The 18,510-nt window shown below is 52.0% G+C and carries 17 protein-coding genes and 4 pseudogenes; 13 read left to right on the forward strand and 8 right to left on the reverse strand.

Translation table 11 applies throughout. The annotated features are described in order from the left end of the window. Positions 1 to 83 precede the first annotated feature (83 nt). From EO776_RS14155 to EO776_RS14165, 4 genes and pseudogenes are all read left to right on the forward strand, one after another. Positions 84 to 1,661: a hypothetical protein gene (locus EO776_RS14155; RefSeq protein WP_129452483.1), complete on the forward strand. Its 1,578-nt coding sequence runs from the start codon at positions 84 to 86 to the stop codon at positions 1,659 to 1,661. A gap of 161 nt (positions 1,662 to 1,822) precedes the next feature. Next, positions 1,823 to 2,947, forward strand: a complete 1,125-nt coding sequence (locus tag EO776_RS14160) for a glycosyltransferase (protein ID WP_129452484.1) — start codon at positions 1,823 to 1,825, stop codon at positions 2,945 to 2,947. Positions 2,948 to 3,417: 470 nt separating this feature from the next. After that, a pseudogene (locus tag EO776_RS19415) lies at positions 3,418 to 3,644 on the forward strand (ISH3 family transposase); the annotation flags it as partial. 474 nt (positions 3,645 to 4,118) lie between these two features. Next, a complete protein-coding gene (locus EO776_RS14165; RefSeq protein ID WP_129452485.1) occupies positions 4,119 to 4,949 on the forward strand; it encodes a sulfatase-like hydrolase/transferase in 831 nt (276 codons plus the stop codon). 184 nt (positions 4,950 to 5,133) lie between these two features. Here EO776_RS14165 and EO776_RS14170 read toward each other — a convergent pair whose 3' ends face one another. Beyond that, positions 5,134 to 6,324, reverse strand: a complete 1,191-nt coding sequence (locus EO776_RS14170) for a glycosyltransferase family 4 protein (RefSeq protein WP_246041510.1) — start codon at positions 6,322 to 6,324, stop codon at positions 5,134 to 5,136. 139 nt (positions 6,325 to 6,463) lie between these two features. Here EO776_RS14170 and EO776_RS14175 point away from each other — a divergent pair, with 139 nt between their 5' ends. Next, on the forward strand, positions 6,464 to 7,603 hold the full coding sequence (locus tag EO776_RS14175; protein ID WP_129452487.1) for a glycosyltransferase family 4 protein: 1,140 nt from the start codon (positions 6,464 to 6,466) through the stop codon (positions 7,601 to 7,603). Positions 7,604 to 7,737: 134 nt separating this feature from the next. Here the strand turns inward: EO776_RS14175 and EO776_RS14180 are convergent, their stop codons facing one another. The 3 genes from EO776_RS14180 to EO776_RS14190 are packed head-to-tail and all read right to left on the reverse strand — an operon-like array spanning position 7,738 to position 10,279. Next, positions 7,738 to 8,628, reverse strand: a complete 891-nt coding sequence (locus EO776_RS14180; RefSeq protein ID WP_129452488.1) for a hypothetical protein — start codon at positions 8,626 to 8,628, stop codon at positions 7,738 to 7,740. Beyond that, positions 8,625 to 9,401, reverse strand: coding sequence for a hypothetical protein (locus tag EO776_RS14185; RefSeq protein WP_129452489.1), 777 nt, complete (start codon positions 9,399 to 9,401; stop codon positions 8,625 to 8,627). Before EO776_RS14185 ends, EO776_RS14180 begins: the two co-directional genes overlap by 4 nt. Continuing rightward, on the reverse strand, positions 9,398 to 10,279 hold the full coding sequence (locus tag EO776_RS14190; protein ID WP_129452490.1) for a hypothetical protein: 882 nt from the start codon (positions 10,277 to 10,279) through the stop codon (positions 9,398 to 9,400). Before EO776_RS14190 ends, EO776_RS14185 begins: the two co-directional genes overlap by 4 nt. A 379-nt stretch (positions 10,280 to 10,658) precedes the next feature. Between EO776_RS14190 and EO776_RS14195 the strand changes: the two genes are divergently transcribed. Both EO776_RS14195 and EO776_RS14200 read left to right on the forward strand, forming a co-directional pair. After that, positions 10,659 to 10,841: a hypothetical protein gene (locus EO776_RS14195; RefSeq protein WP_129452491.1), complete on the forward strand. Its 183-nt coding sequence runs from the start codon at positions 10,659 to 10,661 to the stop codon at positions 10,839 to 10,841. A 32-nt stretch (positions 10,842 to 10,873) separates the two neighbouring features. Then, a pseudogene (locus tag EO776_RS14200) lies at positions 10,874 to 11,548 on the forward strand (glycosyltransferase); the annotation flags it as partial. 23 nt (positions 11,549 to 11,571) lie between these two features. Here EO776_RS14200 and EO776_RS14205 read toward each other — a convergent pair. The 3 genes from EO776_RS14205 to EO776_RS14215 form a co-directional block, all read right to left on the reverse strand. Continuing rightward, positions 11,572 to 11,985: an HVO_A0114 family putative DNA-binding protein gene (locus EO776_RS14205; RefSeq protein ID WP_129452493.1), complete on the reverse strand. Its 414-nt coding sequence runs from the start codon at positions 11,983 to 11,985 to the stop codon at positions 11,572 to 11,574. A 32-nt stretch (positions 11,986 to 12,017) separates the two neighbouring features. Continuing rightward, the gene (locus tag EO776_RS14210) at positions 12,018 to 12,335 is read right to left on the reverse strand and encodes a toxin-antitoxin system TumE family protein (RefSeq protein WP_121600451.1); all 318 of its coding nucleotides are present in this window, start codon (positions 12,333 to 12,335) and stop codon (positions 12,018 to 12,020) included. A gap of 213 nt (positions 12,336 to 12,548) precedes the next feature. After that, complete coding sequence (locus tag EO776_RS14215; RefSeq protein WP_129452494.1) at positions 12,549 to 12,797, reverse strand: UPF0175 family protein; 249 nt, start codon at positions 12,795 to 12,797, stop codon at positions 12,549 to 12,551. Between the two features lie 181 nt (positions 12,798 to 12,978). Here EO776_RS14215 and EO776_RS14220 point away from each other — a divergent pair, with 181 nt between their 5' ends. Both EO776_RS14220 and EO776_RS19420 read left to right on the forward strand, forming a co-directional pair. Beyond that, a complete protein-coding gene (locus EO776_RS14220; protein WP_129452495.1) occupies positions 12,979 to 13,290 on the forward strand; it encodes a DUF433 domain-containing protein in 312 nt (103 codons plus the stop codon). Positions 13,291 to 13,301: 11 nt separating this feature from the next. Continuing rightward, positions 13,302 to 13,646, forward strand: a complete 345-nt coding sequence (locus EO776_RS19420; RefSeq protein ID WP_276424952.1) for a DUF5615 family PIN-like protein — start codon at positions 13,302 to 13,304, stop codon at positions 13,644 to 13,646. A gap of 142 nt (positions 13,647 to 13,788) precedes the next feature. On the opposite strand, the pseudogene EO776_RS14225 reads toward EO776_RS19420, so the two are convergent. Continuing rightward, positions 13,789 to 14,758: pseudogene (locus tag EO776_RS14225) on the reverse strand (phosphoadenosine phosphosulfate reductase family protein). 146 nt (positions 14,759 to 14,904) lie between these two features. On the opposite strand from EO776_RS14225, the gene EO776_RS14230 reads away from it, so the two are divergent. The 4 genes and pseudogenes from EO776_RS14230 (at position 14,905) to EO776_RS14245 (ending at position 18,441) form a co-directional block, all read left to right on the forward strand. Beyond that, positions 14,905 to 15,342 (forward strand): NUDIX domain-containing protein, encoded by a 438-nt coding sequence (locus EO776_RS14230; RefSeq protein WP_094580382.1) that lies wholly within the window; start codon positions 14,905 to 14,907, stop codon positions 15,340 to 15,342. A 439-nt stretch (positions 15,343 to 15,781) separates the two neighbouring features. Next, complete coding sequence (locus EO776_RS19790; protein ID WP_129452496.1) at positions 15,782 to 15,901, forward strand: AbrB/MazE/SpoVT family DNA-binding domain-containing protein; 120 nt, start codon at positions 15,782 to 15,784, stop codon at positions 15,899 to 15,901. A 6-nt stretch (positions 15,902 to 15,907) separates the two neighbouring features. Further along, positions 15,908 to 17,146 (forward strand): RNA-guided endonuclease InsQ/TnpB family protein, encoded by a 1,239-nt coding sequence (locus tag EO776_RS14240; protein ID WP_129452497.1) that lies wholly within the window; start codon positions 15,908 to 15,910, stop codon positions 17,144 to 17,146. Positions 17,147 to 17,227: 81 nt separating this feature from the next. Next, positions 17,228 to 18,441, forward strand: a pseudogene (locus tag EO776_RS14245) (alkaline phosphatase family protein). Positions 18,442 to 18,510: the final 69 nt, after the last annotated feature.

Genomic DNA, 18,510 nt, shown 5'->3' on the forward strand with positions numbered 1-18,510 from the left:
TAAGCATGGCACACCGATCCAAATTCAAGATGTACAGTGTTACTAGTTCTACAAAAAAATTGGTTATTTTTTGCTGCTTAGGATTGGCCTTCTCTGCCCTCTCTGGCATTTTTAATGTACCACAAGTAAATGGTATACACGCGGGACAATTGCTCTTCGGGGTTGGACCTATTCTCTCTCTCATAGGTATTTTTTTCTATGCAAATAATAAAATCCTCAAGATGATCTCTATACCAGTATTTGCAATAATATTAGCGGGAATGAACCGCTTTCCAGCATATTTCTTATTTGGATGGGATGAACCATCTTCTCTTTATTTCACAAGATCTGTGGCAGAAGGTGAATTTATATCTCAAGGGGGCTCTTGGCATTTTTTTGCACTCTTTTCTGAAATACTGGGACTCAATATCAGATATTCATTTGATTTAATTGCTATTTCACTTGTTGGAATTCTCTCGGTATTTCTATTCTTGTGGTGTACGGAACTAACAGAAACAAAACCCAGTTTAATCTGCATTTTTATCCTTAGTAATTGGTGGTTTATTGAGTTCCATTCGTACGTTGTTAAAGAAACACTCGGTCTTCCCCTTGCTATTTTTGTTGCTTGGATTTTACTAATCTATTTCAGAACTTCAGATGTTAGAATGATATACATTCTCCCAGTTATAACACTAACAACAGTAGTTACTCATCATCTGTCTACATTACTCTTATTAATAACTGCTATATCTCTAATCATTACTATTCACAGTCGAGACCTCTTAACAAAGGTGGGAGTTTCTGTTAAAAACACTCTCCAAGTTCGAATAACTCCAATCATTTCGATATTTATAATAGTATTAGGTTATTGGTCGCTGATATATACAACCCCACTTAGCTTGGGTATTACTCCAATTATTAGACCAGTACTCGGAATATCTACCAATTTTGTCCAGGCTGGAGGAGCAACACTCTCACCAGACTCATTGTATACTACATTTCGATTGGAATGGCGATCTTGGAAGGTGTATTGCATCGGATTCCTCATTATTGCTTTCTACCTATTCAGATTGAAAAAGGAGAAACTACTATTCGGATCTGATATTGAAATTTTCCTTTTATTAGCTGCTTGTGCCCATGTTGCCATCGTTGTCACTATCTGGACAACAAATTCTGTACTTGGAGGTTGGAGAATTGTGAACTTCTCATGGGTATTTATTATACCTTTATTCTTTATTATTCTGAGCAAATCTGTATCAAGAGACTATATGTATAAGATAGCATATGTATTGATATTGCTGAATTTACTTGCATTTCCATATCATCACGTAAATATCGAAGCTGATCCGCAATTTGAAGCTGGGGAGCCAGCCTTTGGATATACAGAGCAAGATCCTGCTGCGTTAGCATGGACAGAAAAATATAGTACTACGCCGATAACCCCTACCCAGCCTTATCGAGCTATGTTAAAACACAGCTCAGTAGAAACAGTCTCAAAGGCTGACTCTTCTTGGATAATAGATTCAAAATGTAAAGATTCATTGATATTTACAGGACCAGCATCAGAAACCTATCTAAAAGTTGGATTTAGTGGAAAATCTACGAAGAATATTGGTATGGGTGACTATTTGTATTCAAACGATAGAAATAGACTCGTCAGCTGTAACTCAATGTTGATCTAACGTTAGAATGTATTAGAACTAATTAGAATACATTTTCTCTCTTATAGGAGTGTTTTTTAATTGATTGAGGTAGTCAATGTTGTTCGTAAGTCTAATATAGTTCTGAGTTGGTTTGTTGACATACGAATTGGAACCAGAAGAACAATTTAAATAATTTTAAAATGAAAAAAATTGCAATAATAGCACCAAAAGATTCTGAAACAAATGGAATAGGTTCATATACACGTGATCTTTCTGAGTCAATTGAGCGTAATAGTGAACATACAAAAGAGAAAATACTTACTGAAATAGTCCATTTACCACACAAAAGTAAAAACCCATTGAGATATATAAGAGCTGTATTTCAATCATATCAGACGGGAGATATTGTTCATATTCAGCATGAATATGGCTTATTCGGGACAGGAGCAGTTTACATGATCCCCTTCTTTTTATCTCTTCTAATAGCAAAAAAAATATTTACTATTCCCATTGTAATTACGATCCATGAAGGATTAAATCCCGATCTTGTCAGTGGACATCTTCAAGAGATAAAAAAATACTATATTCTTTTTCTAAATGGTATGATAGTAGCTAGTTCTGACGAAATTATATTTTTATCTACACAATCACGGGATAGATTTCAAGTTAGGTCCGGTAGTGTAGATAGTCAGATAATTCCTCACGGTTCTCCGATTTCCCAGACATATAATATGTCTAAAGAGATTGCAAGAAAAAAACTGGGAATAGACACAGAATCAACACTAATAGTTCAACCGGGATATATTAGCAAGCAAAAGGGAAACCATCTTCTTATTGAGATAGCAGAGGAATTGCCGGAGTACAATTTCATGATTGCTGGAGGTACATCAACTTCGAGTACTCCATATTCAGAATATCTTAGAGAGAATGCACCGTCGAACTTAGAGATCACAGGTCATTTACCAGAAGAACGATTTCACGCTGCATTTATTGCGGGTGATATTGCAGTATTACCTTATAAAACAGTTGAAATGTCAGGTATAGTAAATCGTGTTAATCAAAGTGGTATATTTAATTGGTGTGCTGCTTATACGTTACCAGTCGTAGCAAGTGATTGCGAAAGTTTTTGCTCAATTAATGAAGACTGGGATTGTATCGAACTTGCTAAGGAAGGGGACCCATCAGATTTTAGTAAAAAGATAAAATCATTAATTAAATCAGATCAACATCAAGACTATTTAAGAGAGCGTCTAAGACAGTATCGTGATAATCATAGCTTTCGATCGGTTGCCTCAAAGCATGATATATTATATCGACAATTATAATTATGTTCGTATCGTATATGAAAGTATATGAATTTTATTCTGATTTTTAGATCACAATAGTTAAACGTGTAGTGTTCAGATGAGAATTGAACTTTGTGAAGTGAGAAGCAATAGCAAAGCTGGTAATGAAGCTCAGTATTCAAGTTAATTTGTCGTGTTATTTTTAAATTCTATCCTATTTTCTGGGAGATTTGTTTTGATTGGATTCGATCTACAGTTCATGGTTCACAAGTAATTTACATCCGGAATCTAGTCTGAGTTTGAATTACATTACACGGTTGACGATACTATGATCCGGATCCAGTACCCACTAAGCTAGTTAATTAGATGTCTGCTTGCGGACGAGGTGACCAACACCAGCAGCAAGCAGATAGTGAAATCCCATGAAAACCTACTTAATTCTTCGTCGGCCGATTTGTCGAGGAATATTCTCTCACAACAACATAGAATTCGATTAGAGGTCATGTGGTCTTCTCGGTACAACCGCTGACGATACCTTGATCTCCACCCTCTGCAACTCCAGTGAAATCTCACCATTGACAGACACGATTCCCAACTACCTGCGGACGAAGTTCGTGCTGGAACGGATCGAACAAGTCGCTAACACACTCTTCCGGCAGAATGTTGACGAACTGCCCCCTAGCAGGTGGAGGTCTGTTCAGACCTCTATCTGCGACCCTACTACGGTGACGAAAATAAATGAGTCAGGTTAGCTGAATATGTTTTTAAGCAATTGAGATCTCTCGGTTTTACTATTGACTATACAAGCAGAATTTTCGCACAGTCACTGCTAATACTCTATACTTTCAGTTCTGTCTATTCGGTAAAATGTTAGCAGGAACAAGGAAACACCATTATACCGGCGAACGCACTGGAACAGGTTCGCTACATCCATAAAAACGCTTCAGTCGCGGTTAACCACCGCTGATGCGGAAATATCTTTTTTGACTTAGATCTCCAGTATCAAAAATTCACTCTACAAAAGGGAAAGTACTATCACGAATAGTCAGCAATCGGTAGTATGGGAATTAGACAAAAATTAAAGAAAAGAATATTTACAAACCAATTACCACGACAAATGTATTCGATATATCTTCTTTCTTGGATGTGGGTAACAACGAGATCTCCGTTAGGGAAGAATATTTTTGAGACTAACTGGGATACGCTAATTGTGCTTGACGCATGCAGAGTTGATGTACTTAGAGCCGTCTCTGATGAATATGATCTTATAGAAGATGTTGAGGCTAAATGGTCTGTCGGGAGTACGTCAAAAGAATGGCTCCTAAAGACCTTTACTGAGAAATACCTTGACCAGATTCAGAATACCACATATATTTCTGGGAATGGATTCACACGCTGGCTTAAAGAAGATCCAGTTGACTATATGTCATTTACGGTGACGCAAGATACATATATACGGTCTAATAAAAAATTCAATAAATTACTTCGGAGAGACCTTGTCGATGCTAACGATTTTCACCATTTAGAAGAACTTTGGCAGTTATCAGAAAATAATGAGTTCGGCGCAGCTCCATTTGCAGAGGACCTTACTAACCATGCTATTAAAGCAGGCCGTGAACGAAACCAGGAACGGCTGATTGTCCACTATATGCAGCCTCACGCACCATATCTTTATCATGCCCTCAATGAAGGCAAAATGAGGGATTACGAAAAAACCCCGTTCTGGGCAATACGAGATGGCGTTTCAAAAGATAAAGTATGGGACTCATATCTGGACAATCTCCGGTACGTTTTAGATTCTGTAGAGTTACTCTTGCAGAACTTGGATGCCGAAAAAGTTGTAATAACTGCAGATCACGGAGAATTATTTTCATTTGGGATCGGTCATGCTGCAGGTTTCCCACATCCCCAGTTGAAAAAAGTTCCTTGGGTTGTAACAAGTGCAACAGACAATAAAACACATAGTGTCAATATTGCTGAAAAAGAACCGGCTGATGATCCAGACCTTGACGAACACCTCCAAGCATTAGGATATAAATAGCTTGTAAGAAGGCTATTAGTAATAATCTTGAGAAAATTTATCTGGTACTCCACGTAGTTCTTTTAAGTATTCCAGATGGACATCTGTATAGTACTACTAAGATCTTGATTATGTCTCAGCAAAATGAAAATATTCGTCTATTACGTCTTTCTTGGAATATTTTAACTCTAAGAAGATCTGTTTATTATTCAGTACTATCTGATATTTCCTGATATATATTCTCAAACTTCCTTGATATCGATTCCCAAGAGAAATTTTGAACTGCGATCGCACGTCCTCTTTCCCCTAATTTTCTACGCATACTTGGATTTAAAAGGAGTTCCCGTAAACTGCTCGAGAGGGCATTGACATCGCCAGGGTCATATAAAAACCCATTTACTCCATTATTGATTTGAAGAGGAATGCCACCTACATGTGTTCCAATTACTGGTGTCTCTGCAGCCATTGCTTCTGTTACAACCATCCCAAAACCCTCTTCTTGTGAGGGTAAAACAAAAATATCTGCTTTAGAGTATAATTTTTGAATGTGCTCATTAGATACAAATCCAGTAAATTCAAATCGGTCCTCTAAACCATATTTTAATATTTTTTGTTTTACTTTAGAATAATATTCTTCATCAATGTCTGTTTTTCCCGCGATGATAAATTTTGAATCAATATCTTTGGTTCTGGAGGCTGCTTCGACAAGATCTATAACTCGTTTTCTGGGGGTTACTGTTCCAACAAATAGCACAAGTGGCTTCTCATTATTGTAGTCCTTTTTAGACATAAACTGGTCTATGTCAACACCATTTGGAACTATACGCAATTTTTGTTCGTCCACACCACTTTCTTCAAAAGCACCTTTCATTTTCTCATTCAAAACTGTTGTAATACTAGATCGTTTTGCTAAGAAAACATCTGGTGAAAACATCGGCTCAGTCACCCGTTTATTGGTTTCTCCAAGATGAGCAGTGTATATTATTTTATGTCGAAATTTTGGGAAAAATAGGGTAATTAAATTTGCAGCAAAGGGTAAATGACAATGAATTATATCCGGATCTAACCGTTCTAATATTGGTTTTATTTTCAATGCAAATTCTAACCGGCTAAATATTAGACGAATAGTTCCTTTAAGTGTACCTACCATTTCATATGGTATATCTATCCAAGGTTCATCTGACCCTATAGACAAATTTAATCTATGAAAATTAACTCCATCTTTGATAGTTTTAGAACTTAGTTTGTCCCACTTACGCTCAATAATAGAAACGTCATGACCGATATCAGACACTCCTTTTGCTATGTTCCATACAACGGTTGGAACCGAACCCCGTCCCCTGTACGTTTTTTCATGACCATCATAGAAATGAACAATTTTCATATGACTTGCCATCACTTGTCCAATACAGACTCATTTCACATAGAATCACCGATATAGTTTCGGGGAGTTTAGATTCTGTAAATAAACATACTAATTATATTCACATATAAGATCGGAACATTATTATAATAATAAATACACTAATATTATAATGCGTATAGCCTTTGTGAGTAATGTTGTATATCCGTACATAACGGGAGGCGCCGAAAAGCGCATCCACGAGATCGGCACGCGCCTCGCCGATCGGGGCCACGAGGTCACCGTGTACGGTCGGCACTTCTGGGACGGGCCGAGGGAGATCGCCCACGAGGGGATGACGCTCCGCGCGGTCGCGCCCGAGGCGGACCTCTACGCCGAGGACCGGCGCTCCATCACCGAGGCGGTCGACTTCGCGGCCCGGGCGCTGCCGCCCCTTCGCAGGCGGCTCCGGAACAACGAACACGACGTGGTCGTCGCCAGCGTCTTCCCGTACTTCCCGGTCCTCTCGACGAAGCTCGCGAGCCTCCGGACGGACACGCCCCTCGTCACGACCTGGCACGAGGTGTGGGGCGACTACTGGGAGGAGTACCTCGGACACCTCGCGCCCTTTGGAAAAATCACCGAGCGCGTCACCGCACGAGTACCGCAACAGCCGATAGCGGTGTCGTCGATCACCGCGGATAATCTGGCCGACATCGGCCCTGCCCGCGAAACCATCGAGATCATTCCGAACGGGATCGACGTTGCGCAGATCACAACGGCGCCACTCCCACAGGAGCGCTATGACGTGCTCTTTGCGGGCCGGCTCATCGAGCATAAGAATGTGGACGTCCTGTTTGATGCGTTCGATGACATCGCTGCCGAGCACGATGTCACCCTCGGAATCATCGGTGACGGTCCTGAACGAGATCGGCTCGAAACGAAACGTAACTCGCTCACGCATGCCGACCGTGTCGACTTCCTCGGCTTTCTCGACGACTATGAGGATGTACTCGGTCACATGCGAGCCGCGGACGTCTTCGTCTCTCCAAGTACGCGGGAAGGGTTTGGGTTAACTTTTGCCGAGGCGATGGCGGCAGACTGTACCGTGATCGCGGCCGATCACCCCGACTCAGCTGCCGACGAGGTGATCGGTGACGCGGGTTTTCTCATTGAACCCACAGTCACATCGCTTACACGGAAGCTTGATGCCACACTAGAGGGCAGCCGCCCACCGACATCGCCCGTGACACACGCCAAGAAATGCGACTGGGATCGAGTTGCCGAGCAGGCTGAACACGTCTATCAGCAGACCATCGACAACTCCCAGTGAGACCTCGCGTATTGGTCTAGCTACCGGGGGGATCGTCCGTCCTCTCAGGAGGGACGTTTCGGTAGGAGAGTTCGGATTTTCTCTCGCCTCCACGAGTTCCAACGACACCGCAATACCCCCGTCACACACGAGCTCTAGTTGCTGGTGTCAGCGGGCACGACTCGCAGCTCACCGAACCCGTACTTCGAGTGGCTGCCCACACGAAGGACACCCTTCTTGGCAGTCTCGACCGGGCGGTCACCCGCATATGCCACAACCTGCCCGTGATCGATCGTCCGAAGCGCGTACGTGTCACGCTGTTCGACGATTTGTTCGGTGCGTTCCCGCAACGCGTCCCGTTCCACACTCCACCACCACGGCACGTCCACATCGACGGTGTTCGGGTACTCGGATTCGAGCACGAATGGCGTCACGAGTTCGAGACGAAAACGTTCGCTCTCACGAACCCGCGAGTAATCAAGCGCGTCGAGATCAACAAGCTGCGTTTCTTTAAACCGAGTCGTTCCGTACCCATAGTTGCGCTTCCCGCCGAACTGGAGCCCATCAAGTACCTCTTGTTCAAGGGGGAGAACATCATCGCGATCGGCGTGAAGGTAGGCGTTGAGGTACCACTTCGTCGTCTGTTGTTGTTTCCGCGCGTCGTCCGGTCGTCCCATGATCGTTTCGTGTGCGAACCCCGGCTGTCCGCTATGAACACGAATGTCGTGGGTGTTCAGCGCGTCTCGCGGCCGGGAGTCCAACAGCCACCGATGGGTTGGGCGTCGGTGAACGAAGAGATCGGCATAGGCTTCGACCTCGGGAAGGCCAGTCCCGAGGTAAGGCCGAAATCCATTCTGTGAGTGAGCTGTAGGGAACGTACCGAACTGCCCGGGGACGAAGATCCCGTGACTGGCGTGGAGCTGTTGATGCCGATCCTGTGATAGTTGCTGCGCGAGCGCGTGGCGAATGGCGTTGCCTGACACGTAGTACGGATGTCCCAGATAGTCCATGTCGAGTTCCCAGTGGACTTGCTGGATCAGCGTCATGAGTCGAACACCGCCCCGTACTCCTCGATGTACTGGAGTGCGGTGCTCCACGATCGGATGCGCCGCAGGTTCGCATCGAGGATCCTGTCCTCAGTCGCATGATCCGTGTCGATCGGGTGTGTCGGCAGCTGGGTCCATATCGACGCCCACGATCTGCGCAGTCGATCCCCGAGCCCCGTGGACGGCTGATTGGGCTCCGCCGCGGTAATCCGAAGTGCGAATCGATCACCCGCGAACACGGTTCGATGGGGAATAATCGTCTCAGCGTCGTCGACGACCAGCCGAAGGTCGGAAAACGAATGACCGTCCCGATAGTTGTCGAGAAGCGCCGCCACGAGCAGCGTATGGTACTTCAGCGACGTGTATGGGTATGAGACGGCCTCGTTGAACAGCGCGGCGAGATCGCTGGTCAACCACACGTAATGGGCGGCTTCGGGATCGGTCTCGGAGAGCAGCTCCCGAACGGCATGCTCAATGTCGGTCCGCGTGACATCTGAAAGAGGGTTCCGACTCTCACCGTCGACGAGCGAGAGCCGATACGGTGACGTGTGGCTGTCCACCGTCGTGGTTGGTTCGCCGCTGGGACGACTCAGCGCGGCAGCATCGCGATCTGCCCCGTAGGGAACCGACTGGTTCACGCGGACACCAGCGATCTGGTCGACAGCAGCGGCGTGAGATCGGCCGTTCAGCTTGTGGGCGTCGTGACGGTAGGCAACGAGCAGTTCCTCTTCACGGGTCGCCGACTGCTCGTGAGCTGGTGGCTGCTCGCTCATGCTGTCTCCTCCTCGATGCGCGTCTCAAGGGCGTCGACGAACGCGGGCCGGTACTCGCTAGCCCATTGCTCGTCTTTTTCGTCCATCGCCTTGGTGGTGCCTCGGCTGCGGTTGAAGACGCGTTTCAGCTCGTGGTCTTCATAAAGCGGGTTGATCAGATGCGTATCGACGATTCCCGCACCGAAGTTGCGCGCACCGCCGAGTTGGTGTATGAAGTCGGTGTTATGCGCATCAAGATACTCGAGACTTTCACAGAGTAAGCCGAGGAACTCGGGTTTCGTCTCGCGAAAGGAGAGCTGCCAGCAGCCGTCGAGATTTGCGACGGCGTCCAGTTCCACACTTCGGAGCGATTCACGATTGTCATCGGCGTTGCGCGAGGCGACATGTCGAGTGAGCCGTCGGTAGTGGCCCTCAGCCTGTCCGCGCGTGTAATCAACAGCAGTCCGAACCGGATTGAATTTGATCGGTCGCCTCATCACTTTCCCGGGAACGCCGCCGAACCCCCCGAAGAGATCGAATATCACGCACCCACCGTCTGCGTTCGGGTCGTCGACGCACGCCCCTTTTTCGTGATAGCCGGCGTCCAGATCGCGGTCGTACACGTCCCTCTTTTTGAAGTTCGCGTTTGATTCGCCAGGGTGACACGCCGTGCCGCCGTATTGTTGAACGACCGCTTCCATCCCGTGACGCAGCCAGCCGGACAGCGGGAATGCTGGGATGATGCCGCCGATCTGGTTCTGCGGGTCGTCGTCCTCGTAGTTCCCGTTCGAGGCGTGATGGCGGTCAGTCAGGATCGAATCGCCGATGACGAGCAGATCCGTCCGGATCCGTACGTACACGTCTTGAAACGCTGCCGCGGATTCGATGTTTTCACTCATCACAACCCCTCGGTGGCACGGAACGTCTGACAGTCGTGATCCTCGATCCGCTCCGGGAGTCCAATGGCACCACAGACGGGACACTCACAGAGTGGTGGACCGAGAACGGTCTGTTCGTCGTCGACAACAGGTTCTTGTCGTGTTGGATCGGATTGCGTCATGCTTCGTGGGTAGCGAAGCGCGGTCAGTGGGTGCTAGAACACCCAGTGGCCATTTTCATGACCGATTCCGCACTTCTCAACAGATCCAACGCTCTCCAGCGCCAAATAACTTTGCTCCAAAGCAAACATTAGCACCATAGCAAAGTTAAAGTGCGGAGAAATCAATGTAGAAGTGGATGGCACGACAGATACCCGGCGTGGGAAAATACCGAGCCATCATGACCACGACGGACCGGGAACGGATCCGTGGAGACGCAGACATCTCCGCAGAAAAGGAGTACCAGACGGTCCATCGGATCCGGAGTCGCATCGAAGAGCTGCAAGACGATGCGGCAATCCTGAAAGAACACCATCCAGAACTCCACGCGGAGCTGCGAGACGCGGTCTGCGACGACTCGTGACGGAATAAAGAAATAACGTTTGCAGAAAGACCCACCCCACCGCGATCTCGGCGATCACGGCCGATCGGCTCGCCGCCATCGGCCCCGACCGCGAGGATATCGAGATCGTGCCGAACGGGATCGACGTCGAGCAGGTTCGCACCGCGCCGCTCCCCGGCGACGACGGCGATGGGGGCTACGACGTGCTCTTCGCGGGCCGGCTGATCGAGCACAAGAACGTCGACGTGCTCTTGGAGGCGTTCGACGCGGTCACCGCCGACCACGACGCCACGCTCGGGGTCATTGGCGACGGCCCCGAACGCGACGCGCTGGCCGCACAGGCGAACACGCTAACCCACGCCGACCGCGTCGAGATGCTGGGCTTTCTCGACGACTACGAGGACGTGCTCGGCCACATGCGGGCCGCCGACGTGTTCGGGTCGCCGAGCACCCGCGAGGGGTTCGGGATCACCTTCTTGGAGGCGATGGCGGCGGACTGTACCGTTATCGCGGCCGATCATCCGGAGTCGGCCGCCGACGAAGTAATCGCTGACGCCAGCTTCCTCGTCAAGCCCACGGTCGACGCACTCACGGAGCGGCTCGACGCCGCACTAGGTGGTGCCCGCTCACCGACATCGCCCGTCGCCCACGCCCGACAGTACGACTGGGACGCGATTGCCGAGCAAGCAGAAACAGCCTATCGACGCGCCATCGACGGCGCGTGGTGAGATGTCGTGCCCGCGTGCTCCCGCTACGCACTCGCAGCGGTATCGGCGTCGCCGCGATCGAGGAGGGGATAGTCGATGTGGACCTCGATCCGATCGAACGGGACGATGGGTTGGATCGCGCCGCTGGGGCCGCCTTCTTCGAGGGTGAGGATCCCTAACACGTCGAGCTGCTTCAGGTCTGAGTGGACATCCGACACGTCGCGATCGACGAGCCGGGCCGCCTCGCGCATGCTCTCAGGGGTCTCTGCCGCGATCGCGCGGATGAGCTCGAGGCGGAGCGGGGTGAGGCTGTCGACGAAGTCGTCGTAGGTTCCGAACTGGAGCGTCGCCGTTCCGTCCTGGTTGTCGAGGTCATCGGCGTCGACATCCCGGACGAACTGGAGTGCGTCTTGGCGGAGCTGTTCGCGGTCGCCGACGGTGATATGGAGTGTGGTCATGATTGGGATATGGGTGAGACGGGTGAGGTCGATCAGTGGGGTCGGGGCGGGTCACCGCCGACGGCCTCCCAGTACTCGTCGGCGCTCGCCCAGAACTCCACGAGTCGGTCTTCCATCCCCGGAAACTCGATGTCGTCTCTGTCGCCGGCCGCGGTGTGGTGTTCGTGGCCCTTCGTGTCCTCGTGCGAGTTGTCGTACCGGACGAGTGTGAGATCGTCGAGGGTGCCCAAGTGGAGCGTGTACTTCCAGCCAGAGGGGTATGTCTCGGTATCATCGGTCGGCCGAAGCACGACGTTCTCGACGAGGCCGGCTTCAACATGCGTATACTGGAAGAGCGGCTCCTGTGGCATCCCCTACGTGTTGGGACAACGGCCAACAGTATAAGTGTTGGGCGAGACTCCAACAAACCCCAAACTGTCCCCGAGTTCTCTCTGGCCGAGGGGTCTCCGTACGTTCGTCCCAGACTGTCGTCGGAACAACCCCGTCGTCGATCTGAGTTTCAACGAGATGAAGCCGTTCGATGAGTGCGAGGGCCAACAGCGGCGGCGTGTGTACGATAACTGTCAGTCTTGCCCGTACGCAACGTCGAGTGCGAGGTCCGCCTCCTTGTAGTGGCGCTGGATCTTGCGGTCACCGAGTAGTCGGTGGAACGCCGCCTTCGAGAGCCCGGCGAGCTCCCGAGCCTTCCCGAACGAGAGATATCCCTCCCGGTACAGTGAGACTGCGAGTTCCTGCCGAACGATCGGCTCCCGATCCTCGGGCGGTGCCGCCATCGCATCTAGCACGTCGGATGGGATATCGATACTGCTCATACCTCCCAATTCGGTGTAATGCTACTTAGTGGCGCCGTTCAGTACGGATCCGTCCAGTCACGTCGATGCCGGCTTCTGCGTCGAGCCCACAGTCGACGCGCTCACGGAGCGGCTCGACGCCGCGCTAAAACGGGGCCGGTATCCCCGAAAGACTAAGCCGATATCAGCCGTACGCCCGGGTATGACCTCAATCGTGCGGGACGAGACGATTCGTTCCGGTGAGCCGCGCGTGGAGGGGACGCGGATCGCTGTGCGCGATATCAAGCGCCGCGTGATCGATGCCGAGGAGGATCCGCACGTCGTCGCCGGAGAGTACGGGATCTCGATGGCCGACCTCTTCGGCGCGCTCGCGCACTACTACGAACACCGCGACGCGTTCGAGGACGATGAGCGGGAGGCCGAACGGATGCGTCGCGACGGTGAGCGACGGACGCGCAAACTCGTCGACGAACTCCGCGGCGAGAATGCGGGATCGACTGAGGACGCAGCGTAGTCGTAAGCCGGATTCTCGCCGATGTGAATGTGCCCGAAGAGTACGTCTCTGCACTCCGTGGTGACGGTCACGATGTCGTATACTCCCGAGAGATCTCTGCACTCGGTCCGGAAGCGACCGATGACGCGATCGTGGAGTACGCCGCATGTAACCGACTCCACCCTACTTCGCTCGGCCTTGCGGCCTCGCTCGTTGAGGGTGGGGCTTTGATCTGGTTCTCGCTCTCGGTTGGCGCGACGGGGCGTCTTGTGCGCCCCGCCTACCGGACGCCCTTCGGGGTCGACAAACCCACCATTCAGGGCCGGGCTACTGCGGCCCGTACTGCGCGCCACTTGTGGACGCACAGCACTGACTAGCAGTAAGATATGGTGTAACAAATTGGTTGCGAAAGCTCGTGTCGGCTTCCTCTCAGGCCTACTCGCGTCGCGCTTCCGACTGAGCGTCGGAACCCCTCGCTCCTTGATGCCGGAGGCTCCACCTCGAAAACGCTGATCGGCGTTACATATAGCTGATGTCGCGCAGCCGCTCCATCAGATCTTCCTTGTCCTGGGCACGGCCGGCGCGCTCGGTTGTGTCCTCGAGGTCCTGGAGCCACGCGGGCTCCTCGGTCGTCTTCTCGGTGCTGACCTCGCTGCTGAGCGAACGGAACCCGGCAAAGTACTTCGGCGAGATCGGCACGTCCTCCTGCGTGACGCCTTCGGGAAGGTCGTCGTCCGCTTGCGGGATGTACCCCTCGTCCGGGAAGGCCTCGACGGTGTCCGGCACCACGTACCCCCAGAACATCTCCCACACGTCGGCCTCGGCGAACTACAGGATGGGCTGGATGCGGTCGTGCGGTGGGAAGATCGGGGTCGTGCCGTGGCGAGAAGAACGTCTCGTCGGCGCGGGCCTCCTGCTCGTCCCAGCGCACGCCCGAAATCACGCCGTCGATGTCGTGCGCCTCGAGGGCGTTGTTGAGCGCGACGGTCTTCAGCAGGTGGTTCCCGACGTAGGTGTCGAGCAGGAACGGGAAGGTGTCCTCCTCGAACTCGAGGATATCACGGATGTGGTGCTGGTTCTGCTCGTTCAGCTCGTCGACCGGAATGTCGTCACCGGGTTTGAGCCCGTGCTCGTCGACGTACGCGCCCACGTCCTCGTTGCGGGCGTACACGAGTTCGATATCCCACTCGTCAGCCCAGTGCTCGACGAAGTCGATGATGTCATCGAAGTGCTGGAAGTGGTCGATGAACACCGCAGTCGACTTCTCGTAGCCGTGCTCTTCGGCGACCTGGTTGATGACGTACAGCGTCAGCGTAGGGTCTTTCGCGCCCGTCCACATTACCGCGGGGTTGTCGTACTCTTCGAGTCCCTGCCGGGTGACTTCGATCGGCTTCTCGAGTTTGTGCTGGATCGAGGGATAGTCGGACGGGGTCTCGCCCTCGCCGTCGGCGTAATTGACATCGACGCTCGCCGGGAAGTCGTTGGGCATGTAAGTTGACATTTAGCTGTTATTAAAAGGATATTTCAGTACCAACTCAGGCAACGAGGATCTCAGATTTCGTCGCTGAGACGTCGCTCGGATCTGAACACGCGCCGGCCCACAAATTTATTATTACTTGAGTTTCATTTACTGTAATGACAGACGAACTACTCCACGCGACGGTGAGTGTTCGCGGCGTCATCATCGACCCCCGTGGGCGGAACCTTATCCTCCAGCGCGCGACTGACAGAGAGTGGGAGCTGCCTGGGGGACGGCTCGCCCCCAGAGAGCCGGTCCGTCGTGGCCTTTGCCGAGAGATAACCGAAGAGACGGGGATCTCCGTCGAGATTCACACGCCCGTAGCGACGAACGCGTGGGTCAACGACAACGAAGAGGGGCGTTTTGCCGTCCACTACAAGTGCTACACCTCCCAGCGAACCATCGATATCAGCGACGAACACATCGACTCGGCGTGGATGCTCCCTGAGCGCGCGCGTCGCGTCCTGAACGAACCGCAAACCGCAGCCGTCCAAGCGGTCTCGAACCGACCGGCGACCGGCCAGCCCACCGACCAATCGCTGTCGCAAGACTAACGCAGTTGATCTAGTTGGCGTGTATAATCGGTTCTGGTACCAACGTACCGCTATTTCGGTCAGAGAGCGGTGTCGTCGGCGCGCTCGTCGCGGTAAGCTAGCAACACCATTGGCGACTCACGATTGAACTCGTAGACTTCCTCCCGAGTCCCCTGTGGAATGGAATCTCCACGAGAAACACATCAACAGATTCTCACTAGAGATCTGTACCGCGACTGTGGTGCCGACACAGTCTGCCGATTCCGGTCACCATGTTGTCCATCGTCTTGCGACATCCGACTTCGGTGACCCCTTAATTTCGCATGCGGAACTGCCAGCACGACATCTGCCACAACTGTATGGTGTACAGGCGGTCGAGGCGACTGCCCCGGGGCTTGACCCCGCGGTTGAATCCGACAGCATTATTATGCCTAAGACAGTATGATTCAGTATTGGACAGATGGAATGCTATCCAAAACTGCGACAACGGGGTGTTGTCACGATCCCAGAAGAAGTCCGAGACGGTCTTGATCTGGAAGAAGGCGACCAACTGAAACTCATCGTCGAAAAACTCGACTAACCAACCGTGAAACACACGCTTCGTTTTCGCGCGTACCTGCCTGACGACGTGGAGAGCGAAGCGTGGCACCACATCGACATCCTCCGCCAAATCCGCAACCACGCTGTCCGAGACTACTACAACTCCGACTACAACGACCGACCATCAGACTACGACCAACACAACAAACTCACCGCTTGGGCAGACTGCTGGCCGACCTTCGCGGAACCCTCCAGACACGCCGCACAACAAGCCATCACTCAGATCCACAGCGATCTGGAAACACTACAAGAACGTCGAGAAAACGGCTACAACGTCGGAAGGTTACAGTGGCAAGGCAAAGGCGAATTTCGCTCAGTGTCGTACAATCAACCCCGTCGCTGGAACGTGGATCACAACACGGGCGACGACCGATTTGTGCGACTCCGACTCGAAAAGATCGGCTGGTTCAATATCCGAGCAGACCGCAACGTGCCATCCAAAGACGAGATTGACGAGGTCATCCTCAAAAAAGAATCGACGGGTGAGTGGTACGTCTCGCTCGTCACCACCGTGGAAGACACGCCAGAGAAACCGTCACTGAGTGAGATTAAACCCGAAGACTGTGTGGGTGCTGACCTCGGCATCACCAACTACATCCACACCTCGGAAAATCTGTCCGTGGCTACGCTTGACCTGTCGGATGAGTACGACCGGTACGCACGCGAGCAGCGGAAACTCGCTCGGAAAGAACACGGCTCTAACAATTGGGAGAACCAACGCCAACAGGTGGCGCGAGCCAAACGCAAAATCAAGCGGAAGGTCGAAGATTTCCAGCACAAGCTGACGACGTGGCTCGTGAAAAAGTACGATGTGGTGGCCGTGGAGGATTTGGACGTGAAACCGATGCTGGAAACCAGTCAAAATGCGAAAAGCAAACAGGATGCGGCGTGGTCGCAGTTCATCGAACTGTTAGAGTACAAAGGTGAATTACACGGCACACACGTTGAAACGGTTGAACCTCGTGGGACGACAAAAGAGTGTTCGGTTTGTGGCGTCGAGACGGCCAAGCCGATCTGGGTGCGGGAGCATTCGTGCCCTGCGTGCGGACACAAGGAAGATCGTGATTTGAACGCGGCGAAGAATATTCTCACTCGTGGATTGCGGCAGTTAGGACTGGGACAGTCCGAATCAACGCCTGTGCAGACTGCGCTCCCTACGTTCACGCCTCACCGAGAGGCCGTGGATGCAAAGCGCGTCGTTGAAGCAGGAAGCCCCGGGGCTTGACCCCGGGGTGCGTTCACTCGGTAGCGTCCTCTAGCGGGCAAGACCGTAAGGAGTCTGTTAGATCACCTACGTGCGGTGTATATAGCTCTGTTTGACCGGCTGCGTGGCGATGACGACGATCGTGTTGTCTTCCTCGGCATTGATGGCGTCCCGCTCGAGCTCGTCGAGGACCACCCAGAGGTCTTCGAGAACCTGACCGAGATCGCGGAGGCGGGCTCCGGCGGACGGCTGGAGAGCATCGTCTCGCCGGAGTTGAGCGCCTGCTGGCCGAGTCTGATGACGGGCGTGAACCCGGGCGCCACAGGTGTGTACGGCTTTCAGGATCGCGAGTGCGACTTCTACGAGAGGTACGTCCCGCTCGGGCGCCATGTGAAGGCGATTCGCCTGTGGGACCGCGTCACCGACGCCGGCCCCGACGCGACCGTGCTCAACGTCCCGGTCACGTTCCCGCCGTCGACGCGCGTCCAGCAGATGGTCTCCGGGTTCCTCTTGCCAGATCTTGACTCCGCCACGAGCGACGACGAACTCCGCGAGACACTCGAGCGATTTGAGTACCAAATTGATGTCAACGCCGAGCTCGGCCATGACGACGACAAGACTGACTTCATCGAGAACGCGCACGCGACGCTTGGTACCTGGTACAAGAAATTTCACATTACCTCGACCAAGATGATTGGGACCTCTTTTTCGGCGTCTTCATGAGCACCAACCGGGTGAACCACTTCCTCTTTGGCGACTACGCCAACGATGGGGGGTGCGCTGAGGAATTCATTGAGTTCTACCGTACGCTCGATGAGTACATCGGCAAGATCCACGACGCACTCACCGACATCAACGACAAAACGCGCGCCTACTCGCTCATTCCTGGTCGGTTCTACCTGAACGTTGAGCGCCGTGAGCCGGAGGGTGTCGTTCCTCAAGACGGGTACGAGGCGACATGTGAAGAGCTCATTGCGGATCTTGAATCGCTGACTGGTCACAACGGTCGACAGGTGTGTAAGTGGATCGTGAAAGGTGAGATTGTGTTCGACGGCAACCACGACGACATCGCCCCCGATCTGGTTGTCATTCCTGCCGACGGGTTCGATCTTAACTCCGGCTCCTCCGGCAAGGAGGCTGTCTTCACCGAGGGGCCCCGCAACGGGATGTACAAGTTCGAGAACTCGCTGTTGTACGCGACAGACCCCGACCTCGACCTGACCGACGCGAACCTCTTCGACGTGACACCCACGATCCTCGACGTGATGGATGTTGAGGGCGACACCGCGTTCGACGACGAGAGCCTGCGATCGTGAGTCGATAGGCACCGCATTCTCACGACAAAATAAGGGTCAACAATAGAACTAAGCCGTACGTACGTCACG

Origin of the sequence: Halorubrum ezzemoulense, assembly GCF_004126515.1 — an archaeon.
In the GTDB taxonomy this organism is placed as follows: Archaea; Halobacteriota; Halobacteria; order Halobacteriales; family Haloferacaceae; genus Halorubrum; species Halorubrum ezzemoulense.